The organism is Roseateles sp. NT4, assembly GCF_051857475.1.
GTDB lineage: Bacteria > Pseudomonadota > Gammaproteobacteria > Burkholderiales > Burkholderiaceae_C > Pelomonas.
Map to the genome: position 1 here is coordinate 46,665 of NZ_JBPZGZ010000002.1, position 14,152 is coordinate 60,816.

Sequence of the window (14,152 nt, forward strand, 5' to 3'; positions counted from 1 at the left end):
TCGATGCCTCAAAACCTTTCCGAACTTCGCCAGGAGATCGCCGCCCTGCTGCCGCGGCTGCGCCGTTTCGGCCGCACGCTGGCCCACTCCCCCGAAGACGCCGACGACCTCGTGCAGGTCGCCATCGAGAAGGCCCTGACCCGCACCGACCAGTGGACGCCTGGAACGCGTCTGGACAGCTGGATGTTTCGCATCATGCAGAACGCGTGGATCGATGAACTGAGGGCCCGCGAAAGGCGCGGCCAGACCTTCCTGCCCGAGGAGGAAGGCGAGCATGTCGGCGACGACGGGGCTTCGGGCGGGCAGCTCGACGCCATCCTGGTGCGCAAGGCCGTGGCGAAGTTGAGCGACGAGCACCGGACCATCGTCGGCCTGGTGCTGGTGGAAGGCCTGAGCTATCAGGAAGCGGCCGACACGCTGGGCGTGCCGGTCGGCACGGTGACGAGCCGCCTGGCCCGCGCCCGCGAGGCGCTGCAGGAATTGCTGGGAGAGTGGCCATGAGCCGCAGTGATGACGATCTGTTGAAGGCGGAACGCGCTCGCATGGGCGCCGCCTTTGACGATGTGTTGAAAGAACCGGTGCCCGACCGCTTGAAGGCGCTGCTGGCTGAACCGACCGCGCAGGTCGTGGATCTGGGCGCCGTGCGTGCACAGCGACGGTCGATGTCGAACTGGATGGCCTGGGGCGGCATGGCCGCGACGCTGGTGATGGGCACGCTGATCGGCACGCGGCTGGCGCCGTCCGATGGCGACGGGCTGGACGGCGGCCGCATGGTGGCCACCGGCAGCGTCGCGCGGGCGCTGGAGGGCCAGCTCGCCAGCGCGGGCAGCGGCCCGGTTGCCCTGCAGATCAGCTTCAAGGCCAAGGACGGCCGCTATTGCCGCAGCTTCTCGACCACCGCTTCGGCCGGCCTGGCCTGCCGCGAAACGGATGGCGTCTGGGCCCTGCAACAGGTGGCGGCCACGACCGTTGCCGGCACCGGCATGCGCCAGGCCGCCAGCCCCCTGCCGCCCGCGGTGCTGGCCGCCATCGACGCCAGCATGGCCGGCGAGGCGCTGAACGCAGACCAGGAGCGCGCCGCACGCGACGCCGGCTGGCGCTGAGGCCTGCGGGCTGGGCTAGCATGGTGCGGCCGGCCCCTCCTTTGCCTTCGCATGCCCTGGCGCATCTCCGCAAGCCTGCTGCGCTTCAAGCGCTATCTCATCCTTGGCAACCTCGTCATCCTGGCGGTGGTGGTCCTGGTCGCCCTGCTGGTGGCGCGTGCCAGCTACGAGTCGCATGAGGCGCGCGGCCGCCAGACCGCGGCCAATCTCGCACAGACCCTGAGCCAGAGCGTCAGCGCCGGCCTCAAGCTGGTGGACAACAGCCTGCAGACCACGCTGAAGCGCCTGGACGGGCTGGCGCCGGACCCGCTGGCGCTGGCGCGCGTCGCCGAGGAACAGCGCAGCCTGGTCCCCACCATCGACGCGCTGCGCGTGACCGACGCCAACGGCCTGGTGCTCAACCCCGGCGACCGGCCGGCCGTGTCCATGGCCGACCGCGACTATTTCCAGGCCGCCAAGGCCGAGCCGACGAAGACGGTGGTGTCCGAGCCGCAGCGCGGCCGCATCATCGGCGGCTGGGGTCTGGTCATCGCGCGCGCCCGCACGGGCGCCGATGGCAGCTTCCAGGGCGTGGTCTATGCCAGCATCAAGACGGACCGCTTCCGCGAGGACTTCAGGCGCGCCGACGTCGGCGAGCAGGGTGCGGTGACGCTGCGCTCGGGCACGCTGCAACTGATCGCGCGGCATTCGCTGCTGGACGCCAACCCCGAGGCAGGCACGGGCACGACCAAGGTGTCCGACCAACTGCACGCCGCGCTGGCGCAGGACCGCGGGCGCGGCAGCTTCGTCACGCGCACGGCGCTGGACGGCGTGGAGCGCGTCACCGCCTACGAAGCCGTGCCCGACTACCCCCTGCTGCTGCTGGTCGGCCTGGCCACCGAGGACTTCTTCGCCGGCTGGCGCCGCGAGGTGACCGGTCTGGCCGCGCTGCTGCTGCTGCTGGAGCTGCTGCTGCTGGCCTTCTCGGTCGTCATCTACCGTGCCCAGGCCCGCCAGGTCAGGGAACGCAACCGTGTCGAATTGCTGGCCGCCGAACGCGGCGCACTGCTGGACAACGACCTGGTCGGCATGACGCGGATGCGCGACCGCCACGAGATCTGGCACAACGCCGCCCTGGCCCTGCTGTTCGGCTATGCGCCCGGCGAGCTCAGTGGCCAGCCGGCCCGCCTGCTCTATCTCGACGATGAGTCCTATGCCCTGGTCGGCCGCGCCTACCAGCAGCTCGAGACCCTGCGCAGCTACCGCACCCAGTTGCGCATGCGGCGCAAGGACGGCAGCGCGATCTGGATCGACCTCAGCGGCACGGCCCTGCCCGACGGCGAGTCGCTGTGGCTGATGCTGGACATCACGGCCCTCAAGCAAAGCGAGGAACAGGCCCGCCACCAGGCCTTCCACGACCTGCTGACCGGTCTGCCCAACCGCCACCTGCTGCTGGAGAACCTGGCCCTGCTGCTGCGCGACGCCGAGCGCAACGAGCGCTGGCTGGCGGTCTGCTATCTGGACCTGGACGGCTTCAAGGCCGTCAACGACAGCCAGGGCCACGACGCCGGCGACGCGGTGCTGCGCGCCACTGCCGAGCGCCTGCTCGCCAATGTGCGCATCAACGACGTGGTGGCGCGCATCGGCGGCGACGAATTCGTGCTGGTGCTCAACCAGCTCGCCGGCCTCAGCGACGAGAGGCATGCGCTGAACCGTCTGCTGGACGCCTTCGAGGCGCCCTTCCCGTTGCCGGGAGGCGGCGAGGCCCGGGTCGGCATCAGCATCGGCGTGGCCATGTACCCGCGCCACGGCAAGGACGGCCACACGCTGATCACCCGCGCCGACCAGGCCATGCTGGCCGGCAAGCGCGCCGGCAAGGGCCGCTGGGTCATGGCCGAGGACGAGCCCGGCCCCTGATCAGCCGTGGGCCTGCACCAGGCCGAAAGCCTGCCCCAGCGGGTCCAGCAGCACGGCCATCACGTCGCCATCCGGCAGGGCCGTGACCGGCACGATGACCTGGGCGCCCTGGGCCGCCGCGGCAGCCACGCAGGCCGCCACATCGGGCACCGTCATGAAGAGCTGCACGCCACCCGGCGCGCCCGGCGGCAGGGGCCAGATGCCGCCACGGATGCCGCCCGGCGCCGCAGCCACTTCGCGGTAGCCCATGGCGTTGTCGGCGCTGATCTGCCAGCCGAACACGCGGCCGTAGAAGCTGGCCGTGCGGGCCGGGTCGGTGCTGAGGATCTGCCAGTGCGTGACAGGGGCGGCAAGGGGTGCGTTCATCGCGTGCTTTCGGTGGGAGGTTGGAGTTGCCAGTCGCCGCGGCTTCGCATGACGAGGACGCGATCGACCAGCAGCCGCTGCAGGGCCACGTTGACGGCATCCAGCGGCAGGCCGGTGACGGCCGCCAGCCAGCGCGAGTCGGGCCGGAAGTCGTGCCGCGTGATGGCGCGGCAGACACCGCGGCGCGCCTCGGCCAGGCCGAGCTGCTGGATGTCGGTGTCGGACAGGCCCAGGCGCCGGCCGACGCGCTGCACGCAGGCGCTCTTCGCCACGGTGCGGCCGGCGAGCAGGCGGGTCAGCGTCGCGTGGTGCACGCCCAGCGACTGCGCAAAGGCGCGCAGCGAGTAGGCGGGGTTGACGGTGCGCCGCCTGGCGATGGTGCTGCTCAGCAGCTTGTGCAGGGACATGGCTTCAGCTTAGGGCCGGCTGGCCCTGGCCTCGCACACAAAGTGGTGCGATCCCCCTGCCGGGTGGCTCAGGGCGCCTTGTCGGGTTCCGGGATGCGGCTGATCTGCACGCTGACGATCTTCCAGGCCCCGCCGCGCTTCACGTAGATGTCGATGTAGCGGTAGTGGCTCTTGAAAGCCTCGCCCTGGTACTTGCCCGTCATGCGCGTGCGGCCGCTGAGCAGGGCCGTGTCGCCGTAGACCCTCACCTCGAAGTCTTCGACGGTGTAGGGGTCGATGACGAGATCGGGCGACACCAGCCCTTCGACGAAGCTGGCCTTGGTTTCGACATTGCCGCGGCCGTCGATCTGGCGGAAGTCCGCAGCCATGTTGGCTTCGATGGCGGTGCGGTCCTTCCTGACGATGGCCTGGTCCCAGGCATCGGACTGGGCCTTGAGCTGGGCGAGAAGCCTGGCCGGCGGTGCGGCCTGCACGGCGGTCGCTGCCACCATCATCAACACGGCCAGAGCCGCGCGGCGCGTGCTCATGGTTTGAGGCTGTGCCAGATCAGGCTGGTGATCAGCTGGCGCGCGCGCTCGAAATCGGCTTCATCCAGTCGCGGCTTGCCCATGTAGAGAGAGAACTGAGGCCCCAGGTCGGCATAGGCCTGGGTGGACGACCAGATCAGGAACATCAGATGGGTGAAGTCCATGCGCCGGATCAGGCCCTGGTCGGCCCAATGCTCGAAACGCTCGACGTCGGCATGCAGCAGCGGCATGACCTGGGCCTTCAGCACATCCTGGTATCGCGGCGCGCCGGCCATGATCTCGCGGGTGAAGACGGCATTGCCGCTGGGCCGCTCGCGGCTGAAACGTAGCTTGACCGCCACATAGGTCTGGATGGCCGTCTCGGGTTCGTCGGCCTCGGCGATGGCCGTCATATTGGCCATCCATTCGCCCATCACACTGTCCAGCACGGCGCGGTAGAGCTCCTCCTTGCTGGGCCAGTGATAGAGCAGGTTCTGGCGCGACAGATCGAGCACGGCCGCGATGCTGTCGAGGCTGACGCCTTCAAATCCGTAGCGGGCAAACTGGCGTTCGGCTTCGGCAAGGATGGCCTCCTGCTTGCGCAGGGTGGCGGCGCGCGGGGTGCGCGTCACGGCGGCGGTATCTGTCATGGGCCGGATTCTGACGGCGTGCACCAAGCCGGCCCTGCGGGTTTTTACGCTTCGGTCAATTTTTACAGGGTAGTAATGTTTGACTGTTTTGTCTTGGGAGACTCCCGTGGACCTTGCCGACATGAAATCGGGGCGACTGACGCCCGATGACTACGCTCAGAACTTTGCCGACGCCCATCCGCCGCTGAACCGCACCCAGGCGCTGATCGAGGCCGAGCGTTGCTACTACTGCTACGACGCGCCCTGCCAGACGGCCTGCCCCACGGGGATCGACATCCCCAGCTTCATCCAGCGGGTGGCGCAGGACAACGTGCGCGGCGCGGCCGAAGCCATCCTGACGGCCAACCCGCTGGGTGGCATGTGCGCCCGCGTCTGCCCGACCGAGGTGCTGTGCGAGCAGGCCTGCGTGCGCAACACCAACGAGAGCAAGCCGGTCGAGATCGGCCTGCTGCAGCGCTACGCGGTTGAGGGTCACTTCGCCAATCCCGGAGCCAAACCGCTGTTCGAGCGCGGCATGCCGACGGGCAGGCGCATTGCCGTCGTCGGCGCCGGACCCGCCGGCCTGGCTGCCGCCCATGGCCTGGCCTGGCGCGGGCATGACGTCGTGCTGTTCGACGCCAACGCCAAGCTGGGAGGCCTGAACGAATACGGCCTGGCCACCTACAAGGTCGCCGGCGGCTTCGCGCAGAAGGAAATCGACTGGCTGCTGTCCATCGGCGGCATTACGCCGAAACTGGACTGTCGACTCGGCCGCGACATCACCCTCGACGGCCTTCTTTCTGAATACGACGCGGTCTTCCTCGGCCTGGGTCTAGCCGGCGTGAACACTCTCGGCATTGCCGAGCCGGAGCTGCCGGGCCTGCGCGACGCGGTGGACTTCATCGCCGAACTGCGCCAGAGCAACCCGGCCCAGGTGGCCGTGGGCCGCAAGGTCGTCGTCATCGGCGGCGGCATGACGGCCGTGGACGCTGCCGTGCAGAGCAAGCTGCTGGGCGCCGAGCAGGTCACCATGGTCTACCGCCGCGGCATGGACGGCTTGTCGGCATCCGAACACGAACAGCACTGGGCGCAAACGAACGGCGTGACCATCCGCTGCTGGGCGCGGCCCCTGTCCGTCGAGGCGGCGGGCGGCGCGCTGCGTGGCATGCGCTTCGCGGCCACGAAGCTGGAGGACGGCAAGCTGGTCGACACCGGCGAGCAGTTCTTCCTCGAGGCCGACATGGTGCTGCGCGCCATCGGCCAGACCTATCAGGCCGAACCGGCCGGCAACGGCATCGAACTGCAGGGCGGCCGCATCAAGACAGATGCGGATGGCCAGACCAGCCTGGCCCGCGTCTGGGCCGGCGGCGACTGCCGCTACGGTGGCCGCGACCTGACCGTGGAAGCCGTGGAGCACGGCAAGCGCGCGGCCATCGCCATCGACAAGGCCCTGGGCCTCGCCACCGTCCGCCACCTCGACAAGGAGGCCAGCCATGGCTGACCTGAGCAGCAACTTCCTGGGCATCAAGAGCCCGAATCCCTTCTGGCTCGCCTCGGCGCCGCCGACCGACAAGGAGATCAACGTGCGCCGCGCCTTCGAGGCCGGCTGGGGCGGCGTGGTCTGGAAGACCCTGGGCGAGGACCCGCCGGTCGTCAACGTCAACGGCCCGCGCTATGCCACGCTGTGGAGCCAGGACCGCCGCGTCATCGGCTTCAACAACATCGAGCTGATCTCTGACCGGCCGCTGCAGACCAACCTGGACGAGATCCGGCGCGTGAAGCGCGACTTCCCCGACCGGGCCATGATCGTGAGCCTGATGGTGCCGGTGAACGAACCCAGCTGGAAGGCCATCCTGGAGCGCGTCGCCGATACGGGCGCCGACGGCGTGGAGCTGAATTTTGGCTGCCCACACGGCATGAGCGAGCGCGGCATGGGCTCGGCCGTCGGCCAGGTGCCGGAGTACATCCAGCAGGTCACCGAGTGGTGCAAGAAGCACACGAAGATGCCCGTCATCGTGAAGCTGACGCCCAACATCACCGATGTGCGCTTCCCGGCCCGCGCGGCCAAGAACGGCGGCGCCGATGCGGTCAGCCTCATCAACACCATCAACTCGGTCATGGGTGTGGACCTGGACCGCATGACCATGAGCCCGGTCACCGACGGCCTGGGCTCCCACGGCGGCTACTGCGGCCAGGCCGTCAAGCCCATCGCGCTGAACATGGTGGCCGAGATCGCGCGTGACGCGGCCACGGCCGGCTTGCCCATCAGCGGCATCGGCGGCATCACCACCTGGCGCGACGCCGCCGAATTCATCGCCATGGGCTGCGGCACGGTGCAGATCTGCACCGCAGCCATGGTCTACGGCTTCAAGATCGTGCAGGACATGTGCTCCGGCCTGAACACCTTCATGGACGAGAAGGGCTACAAGAGCATTGCGGACTTCCAGGGCCGCGCCGTGCCGACGGTGAAGAACTGGAACCAGCTCAACCTGAACTACGTCGAGAAGGCCGTCATAGCCCAGGACAGCTGCATCAAGTGCGGCCGCTGCCACGTCGTCTGCGAGGACACCTCCCACCAGGCCATCTTCGCCACCAAGAACGGCCAGCGCCATTTCGAGGTCAACGATGCCGAGTGCGTCGGTTGCAATCTCTGCGTGTCGATCTGCCCCGTCCCTGGCACCATCACGATGCGCAAGCTGGAAGCCGGCGAAACGGATGCCCGCACGGGCCGCGTCATCGACGGCAGCTATGCGAACTGGACCACGCATCCCAACAATCCGATGCGAAGCTGCACCTGACGGAGCTTGCCCCCATGCTGATCGGCGCCCACACCATCCTCTACAGCCGGGACCCCGAAGCCGATCGCGCCTTCTTCCGCGACGTGCTCCAGCTGCCGAATGTCGATGTGGGTGGCGGTTGGCTGATCTTCAGCCTGCCGCCGTCGGAGCTGGCCTTCCATCCGGACGGCGAAGGTTTTGGCAACGGCAGCCACGAGTTCTACTTCATGTGCGAGGACGTGCAGGCCTTTGTCGCCCGCATGGCCGAGGCCGGCATCACGTACACACCCGTGAAGGCCCTGGACTGGGGCCAGCTCACCCGCATCACCTTGCCGGGCGGCGGAAAGCTCGGCGTCTACCAGCCACGGCATGCACGGCCCAAGGCTGTTTGAGGAATTGACATGAGTCACTACGAAGTCGCCCACTGGATCCATGGCGCCATCAACCGCGGCAACGGCGATCGGCAACAGGACATCTACAACCCCGCCACCGGCGCCGTGCAGGGCAAGCTGCTGCTGGGCAGCGTGGCCGACCTGGACGCCGCCGTGGCCAGCGCCACCAAGGCCGCCAAGGCCTGGGCGCAGACGCCGGCCCTGGCCCGCTCCCGCGTGCTGTTCAAGTTCCTGTCCATCGTGCAGGACAAGCGCGACCAGCTGGCCGATGCCCTCGTGCGCGAGCACGGCAAGACCAAGCCCGACGCGCTGGGTGAAGTGGCCCGCGGCATCGAGAACATCGAGTTCGCGACGGCCATGCCGCAACTGCTGAAGGGCGAATACACCGAGCAGGTCGCCCGCGGCCTGGACGCCTGGAGCGTGCGCCAGCCGCTGGGCGTCGTCGCCGGCATCACGCCGTTCAACTTCCCGGCCATGGTGCCCATGTGGATGTACCCGCTGGCCATCGGCTGCGGCAATGCCTTCATCCTCAAGCCCAGCGAGCGCGATCCGAGCGCGTCGCTGCTGATGGCGCAATGGCTGAAGGACGCGGGACTGCCCGACGGCGTGTTCAGCGTCGTGCAGGGCGACAAGGACATCGTCGACGCCATCCTGGCCCACCCCGGCATCGCGGCGGTCAGCTTCGTCGGCTCGACGCCGGTGGCCGAGCACATCTACAAGGTCGGCTCGGCCCATGGCAAGCGCGTGCAGGCCCTGGGCGGCGCCAAGAACCACATGGTCGTCATGCCCGATGCCGACCTCGAACAAGCCGTCGACGCGCTGATGGGCGCGGCCTATGGCTCGGCGGGCGAGCGTTGCATGGCCATCTCGGTGGCCGTTGCAGTGGGCGATGCCGCGGATGCGCTGGTGGCTGCGCTGGCCCCCAAGGTCGCCGCGCTGAAGATCGGCGAGGGCCATGGTGCCGGCATGGAAATGGGCCCGCTGATCACGCGCGCCTCGCAGCAGCGCGTGGAGCGACTGATCGGCGAAGGCGTGGCCGCCGGTGCCAAGGCCGTCGTCGACGGCCGCGGTTACCGCGTACCTGGCCACGAGGACGGCTTCTTCGTCGGCGGCACGCTGCTGGACGGGGTGTCGGCCGACATGAGCTGCTACACCGAGGAGATCTTCGGTCCGGTGCTCTGCGTGGTGCGCGTGCCCGACCTGGCCGCGGCGCTGGCGCTGATCGAGGCCAACGAATATGCCAACGGCGTGGCCATCTTCACGCGAGACGGCCATGTGGCGCGCGAGTTCGTGCACCACATCCAGGTCGGGATGGTGGGCGTCAACGTGCCCCTGCCGGTGCCCATGGCCTTCAACAGCTTCGGCGGCTGGAAGCGCAGCCTGTTCGGCGACCACCACGCCTACGGCCCCGAGGCGGTGCGCTTCTATACCAAGCACAAGGCCGTCATGCAGCGCTGGCCGGACAGCCTGCCCAAGGGCCCGCAATTTGCTTTCCCGCAGAACACCTGATTAGCAAGGAAGCTGCCCATGACCGACCCGACGCTGAGCAACCCGGACCTGATCCCGACCACGGCTGCCCAGCGAACGTGGCGCTGGTATCACTTCGCGGCGCTGTGGGTCGGCATGGTCATGTGCATCCCCGCCTACACGCTGGCGGCCAGCCTCATCGAGTCGGGCATGAGCTGGAGCCAGGCGGTCGGCACGGTCTTCCTGGGCAACCTCATCGTGCTGGTGCCCATGCTGTTGATCGGCCATGCCGGCGCCAAGTACGGCATCCCGTACGCCGTGCTGGCCCGCGCGTCGTTTGGCACGCAAGGGGCGCGGCTGCCGGCCCTGCTGCGGGCGCTCGTCGCCTGCGGCTGGTACGGCATCCAGACCTGGTTCGGCGGCCAGATGATCTACACCCTGGCCGGTGTGCTGGTCGGCCATCCACTGACGGGCGACCCGCTGCCGGGCCTGGGCATCAATCCGACGCAGCTGGGCTGCTTCCTGCTGTTCTGGGCCCTGCAGTTCTATTTCGTCGTGCACGGCATCGACGCCATCCGCAAGCTCGAGACCTACACGGCGCCGATCAAGATCGTCATCTGCTTCCTGCTGCTGTGGTGGGCCTGGGACAAGGCTGGCGGCTTCGGTCCCATCCTGGACCAGCCCTCGGCGTTTGTGGAAGGCGGCAGGAAGGCCGGCCAGTTCTCGGCCGTGTTCTGGCCCTCGCTGACCGCCATGGTGGGCTTCTGGGCGACGCTGGCGCTGAACATCCCCGACTTCACGCGCTTCGCCAAGAGCCAGCGCGACCAGCTCATCGGCCAGGCCATCGGCCTGCCGGCGCCCATGGGCCTGCTGGCCGCACTCGCGGTGTTCGTCACCTCGGCCACCGTCGTCATCTACGGCAAGGCGCTGTGGGACCCGGTGGACGTGGCCAGCCGCATGACGGGCGCGGCCGTGCTGATCGCCCTCATCGTGCTGCTGATCGACACCGTCAGCGTCAACCTCGCGGCCAACCTCGTCGGCCCGGCCTACGACTTCTCGGCGCTGGCGCCGGGCAAGATCAGCTACAAGACCGGCGGCATGCTGACGGCCGGCATCGCCATCGCGATGATGCCGTGGAAGATCCTGGCCTCCACCGAGGGCTATATCTTCACCTGGCTGATCGGTTACTCGGCCCTGCTGGGCCCCGTGGCCGGCATCCTCATCGTCGACTACTACGTGCTGCGCAAGACCGAACTGGCCGTCGATGAGCTCTACCGCGAAGGCGGCCGCTACAGCTACCGCGGCGGCTGGAACATCGCCGCCGTCGTCGCCTTCGTCGTCGGTGTCGCGCCCAACATCCCCGGCTTCCTGAACGCCGCATTCCCGGCCGCCTTCCCCGAGGTCGGCGCCGCCTTCAAGGCCATCTACACCTATGCCTGGTTCGCCGGCCTGGCCCTCGCCGCCATCGTCTATGGCGTCATGATGGCCGGCAAGACCCAGGCCCAACCGCTCACAAGGAGCGCCACATGAGTTCCTCTCCCCTGCTGATCCGCGGCGCCATCGTCGTCAACGCCGACGCCGAATCCCGCACCGATGTGCTCTGTGTCGACGGCCGCATCGCGGCCATCGGCGAACGCGCCGCGCGCGAGGCCCCGGCCGGCACGACGACGCTGGATGGCACCGGCCAGTACCTGCTGCCGGGCGGCATCGACCCGCACACCCATATGCAGCTGCCCTTCATGGGCACGGTGACGCAGGACGACTTCTTCACCGGCACCGCGGCAGCCCTGGCCGGCGGCACGACGAGCATCATCGACTTCGTCATCCCCAACCCGCAGCAGCCGCTGATGGACGCCTACCAGCAGTGGCGCGGCTGGGCCGAGAAGAGCGCGGCCGACTATGCCTTCCACGTCGCCGTGACCTGGTGGAGCGAGCAGGTCCACGCCGACATGGGCACGCTGGTGCGCGAGGAAGGCGTGAACAGCTTCAAGCACTTCATGGCCTACAAGAACGCCATCATGTGCGACGACGAGACGCTGGTGAACAGCTTCAAGCGCGCCCTCGAACTCGGCGCCATGCCGACGGTGCATGCCGAGAACGGCGAGCTGGTCTATCTGCTGCAGGCCGAGGTCGCCAAGATGGGCATCACCGGTCCCGAGGGCCATCCGATGAGCCGCCCGCCCATGGTGGAGGGCGAAGCCGCCAACCGCGCCATCGCGATTGCCGACGTGCTGGGCGTGCCCATCTACATCGTGCACGTCAGCTGCATCGAAAGCGCCGAGGCCATCGCCCGAGCCCGCGCCCGCGGCCAGCGGGTCTATGGCGAGGTGCTGGCCGGCCATCTGCTGATCGACGACAGCGTCTATCGCGACCCGGACTTCAACAAGGCCGCGGCCTATGTGATGAGCCCGCCCTTCCGGCCCAAGATCCACCAGGAGTTCCTGTGGCGCGGCCTGCAGAGCGGCCAGCTGCACACGACAGCGACCGACCACTGCACCTTCTGTGCCTCGCAGAAGGCCGCGGGCATCGACAACTTCGCCAAGATCCCCAATGGCTGCGGCGGTGTGGAGGAGCGCATGGCGGTGCTGTGGGATGCCGGCGTCAACTCCGGCCGCCTCACGCCCAGCGAGTTCGTCGCCATCACCTCGGCCAACGCGGCCAAACTCTTCAACATGTACCCGCGCAAGGGCGTCATCGCTGAAGGGTCGGACGCCGACCTCGTGCTGTGGGACCCGGCCGGCATCAAGACCCTGAGCGCCAAGACCCAGTTCTCCAAGAACGACTTCAACATCTTCGAGGGCCGCACCGTGCGCGGCATTCCCAGCCACACCATCGCGCAAGGCCGCGTCGTGTTCGCCCGTGGCGAGTTGCGCGCCGAGCAGGGCAAGGGCCGCTACCTGAAGCGCCCGCCCTTCGGCCCGCAGTTCGATGCGGCCGCCAAGCGCGCCGCCGACCTGCAGCCCACTGCCGTCGCGCGCTGACATGCAAACCGTCGTTCCCCAGCTGCGCATGACCGATGCGAAAAAGGCCATGGCCTTCTACATCGATCAACTGGGGTTCAGCGTCGACTGGCAGCACCAATTCGAGCCCGGCCTGCCCCTCTTTCTGCAGATCACGCGCGACGGCCAGACCCTCTTCCTGAGCGGTCACGCCGGCGACTGCGCGCCCGGCGGCGCCGTCTATTTCTGGGTGCCCGACGCGGACGCGCTCTACACCGCCTTCACGGCCAAGGGCGTCAAGCCGCTCAAGCCCATCGAAGACATGCCCTGGGGCGTGCGCGAGTTCCTGCTCGTCGACCCCGATCACAACAAGCTGCGCTTCGGCACCGAACTGAATCCTTAGGAGTCCACCATGGACATGCCCACCACCCAAACCGACATCACGAAGCTGCGCGTCAACGGCCAGCGCCTCTGGGACTCGCTGATGGAGCTGGCCAAGATCGGCGCGACCGAGAAAGGTGGCGTCTGCCGCCTGACACTGACCGATCTCGACAAGCAGGGCCGCGACCTCGTCACGCGCTGGGCGCGCGAGGCTGGCATGACGGTCACCATCGATCAGATCGGCAATGGCTTCATGCGCCGCGCAGGCCGCAACAACAGCCTGCCGCCCATCATGACGGGCAGCCACATCGACACCCAGCCCACCGGCGGCAAGTTCGACGGCAACTACGGCGTGCTGGCCGGCATCGAGGTCGTGCGCACGCTGAACGACCACGGCATCGAGACCGAGGCGCCCATCGAGGTCGCCTTCTGGACCAACGAGGAAGGCTCGCGCTTCGTGCCCGTCATGATGGGCTCGGGCGTGTTCGCCAAGGCCTTCACGCTGGAACACGCCTACGCGGCGACGGACACCGAAGGCAAGACGGTCAAGGGCGAGCTGGAGCGCATCGGCTACATCGGCAGCCAGGTGCCTGGCGACCACCCCATCGGCGCCTACTTCGAGACCCACATCGAGCAGGGCCCGGTGCTGGAGGACCACGACAAGACCATCGGCGTCGTCACCGGCGTGCTGGGCATCCGCTGGTATGACTGCGTCGTCACCGGCATGGAGGCCCACGCCGGCCCCACGCCCATGGCCCTGCGCAAGGACGCGCTGCAGGTCGCGACGAAACTGATGCAGGAGGTCGTCGCCTGTGCCCACCGCCATCCGCCGCATGGCCGCGGCACGGTGGGCATGGTGCAGGTCCACCCCAACAGCCGCAACGTCATCCCCGGCCGCGTCAAGTTCAGCATCGACCTGCGCAACGCGACCGATGCGCTGTGCGAAGCGATGGATGCCGACATCCGCGCGGTGGCCGCCAAGCTGAGCGCCGACAGCGGCCTGCCCATCGAGATCACGCCGGTCAGCGCCTACCCGGCCCAGCCCTTCCACGCGGACTGCATCGCCGCCGTGCAGAAGGCCGCCGACACGCTGGGCTACAGCAATATGCGCGCGGTCTCCGGTGCCGGCCACGACGCCGTCTACATGGCCCGCCTGGCCCCGGCCGGCATGATCTTCATCCCCTGCAAGGACGGCATCAGCCACAACGAGATCGAGGACGCCAAGCCCGAGCACATCGAGGCCGGGTGCAATGTGCTGCTGCAGGCCATGCTCGAAAGAGCGGGCTGAG

Annotated in this window: 15 protein-coding genes; 11 read left to right on the forward strand and 4 right to left on the reverse strand. The window is 68.4% G+C overall.

Features of this window, described 5'->3' with window-relative positions; all coding sequences use genetic code 11:
- Window positions 1-3 precede the first annotated feature (3 nt).
- The 3 genes from ACS5PN_RS09690 to ACS5PN_RS09700 are packed head-to-tail and all read left to right on the forward strand — an operon-like array spanning window position 4 to window position 2,999.
- Window positions 4-501, forward strand: a complete 498-nt coding sequence (locus ACS5PN_RS09690; protein ID WP_439463748.1) for an RNA polymerase sigma factor — start codon at window positions 4-6, stop codon at window positions 499-501.
- Window positions 498-1,103 (forward strand): NepR family anti-sigma factor, encoded by a 606-nt coding sequence (locus tag ACS5PN_RS09695; protein ID WP_439463749.1) that lies wholly within the window; start codon window positions 498-500, stop codon window positions 1,101-1,103. The genes ACS5PN_RS09690 and ACS5PN_RS09695 overlap by 4 nt, the downstream gene beginning before the upstream one ends.
- 51 nt (window positions 1,104-1,154) lie before the next feature.
- On the forward strand, window positions 1,155-2,999 hold the full coding sequence (locus ACS5PN_RS09700) for a diguanylate cyclase domain-containing protein (RefSeq protein ID WP_439463750.1): 1,845 nt from the start codon (window positions 1,155-1,157) through the stop codon (window positions 2,997-2,999).
- Here ACS5PN_RS09700 and ACS5PN_RS09705 read toward each other — a convergent pair whose 3' ends face one another.
- The 4 genes from ACS5PN_RS09705 to ACS5PN_RS09720 all read right to left on the reverse strand — a co-directional run bounded on the left by ACS5PN_RS09705 (window position 3,000) and on the right by ACS5PN_RS09720 (window position 4,928).
- Window positions 3,000-3,365 carry a VOC family protein gene (locus ACS5PN_RS09705; protein WP_439463751.1) on the reverse strand — a complete coding sequence of 122 codons (366 nt, stop codon included), beginning with the start codon at window positions 3,363-3,365 and terminating at the stop codon, window positions 3,000-3,002.
- A complete protein-coding gene (locus tag ACS5PN_RS09710; RefSeq protein WP_439463752.1) occupies window positions 3,362-3,772 on the reverse strand; it encodes a hypothetical protein in 411 nt (136 codons plus the stop codon). Before ACS5PN_RS09710 ends, ACS5PN_RS09705 begins: the two co-directional genes overlap by 4 nt.
- A gap of 68 nt (window positions 3,773-3,840) precedes the next feature.
- Window positions 3,841-4,299: a nuclear transport factor 2 family protein gene (locus ACS5PN_RS09715; RefSeq protein ID WP_439463753.1), complete on the reverse strand. Its 459-nt coding sequence runs from the start codon at window positions 4,297-4,299 to the stop codon at window positions 3,841-3,843.
- Window positions 4,296-4,928 (reverse strand): TetR/AcrR family transcriptional regulator, encoded by a 633-nt coding sequence (locus ACS5PN_RS09720; protein WP_439463754.1) that lies wholly within the window; start codon window positions 4,926-4,928, stop codon window positions 4,296-4,298. The genes ACS5PN_RS09715 and ACS5PN_RS09720 overlap by 4 nt, the downstream gene beginning before the upstream one ends.
- A 121-nt stretch (window positions 4,929-5,049) precedes the next feature.
- On the opposite strand from ACS5PN_RS09720, the gene ACS5PN_RS09725 reads away from it, so the two are divergent.
- From ACS5PN_RS09725 to ACS5PN_RS09760, 8 genes are read left to right on the forward strand one after another with little or no spacing between them, the layout of a single operon-like run.
- Complete coding sequence (locus ACS5PN_RS09725) at window positions 5,050-6,408, forward strand: NAD(P)-dependent oxidoreductase (RefSeq protein WP_439465552.1); 1,359 nt, start codon at window positions 5,050-5,052, stop codon at window positions 6,406-6,408.
- Window positions 6,401-7,705 (forward strand): NAD-dependent dihydropyrimidine dehydrogenase subunit PreA, encoded by a 1,305-nt coding sequence (preA, locus tag ACS5PN_RS09730; RefSeq protein ID WP_439463755.1) that lies wholly within the window; start codon window positions 6,401-6,403, stop codon window positions 7,703-7,705. Before ACS5PN_RS09725 ends, preA begins: the two co-directional genes overlap by 8 nt.
- 14 nt (window positions 7,706-7,719) lie before the next feature.
- Window positions 7,720-8,076 (forward strand): VOC family protein, encoded by a 357-nt coding sequence (locus tag ACS5PN_RS09735; protein ID WP_439463756.1) that lies wholly within the window; start codon window positions 7,720-7,722, stop codon window positions 8,074-8,076.
- Window positions 8,077-8,085: 9 nt separating this feature from the next.
- Complete coding sequence (locus ACS5PN_RS09740) at window positions 8,086-9,585, forward strand: CoA-acylating methylmalonate-semialdehyde dehydrogenase (protein ID WP_439463757.1); 1,500 nt, start codon at window positions 8,086-8,088, stop codon at window positions 9,583-9,585.
- 18 nt (window positions 9,586-9,603) lie between these two features.
- Window positions 9,604-11,073, forward strand: coding sequence for an NCS1 family nucleobase:cation symporter-1 (locus ACS5PN_RS09745; RefSeq protein ID WP_439463758.1), 1,470 nt, complete (start codon window positions 9,604-9,606; stop codon window positions 11,071-11,073).
- Entirely contained in the window at window positions 11,070-12,524 is a 1,455-nt protein-coding gene (gene hydA / locus ACS5PN_RS09750; protein WP_439463759.1) for a dihydropyrimidinase, read from the forward strand. The genes ACS5PN_RS09745 and hydA overlap by 4 nt, the downstream gene beginning before the upstream one ends.
- A gap of 1 nt (window position 12,525) precedes the next feature.
- Entirely contained in the window at window positions 12,526-12,885 is a 360-nt protein-coding gene (locus ACS5PN_RS09755; RefSeq protein WP_439463760.1) for a bleomycin resistance protein, read from the forward strand.
- A gap of 9 nt (window positions 12,886-12,894) precedes the next feature.
- Window positions 12,895-14,151, forward strand: coding sequence for a Zn-dependent hydrolase (locus tag ACS5PN_RS09760; protein ID WP_439463761.1), 1,257 nt, complete (start codon window positions 12,895-12,897; stop codon window positions 14,149-14,151).
- Window position 14,152 lies beyond the last annotated feature (1 nt).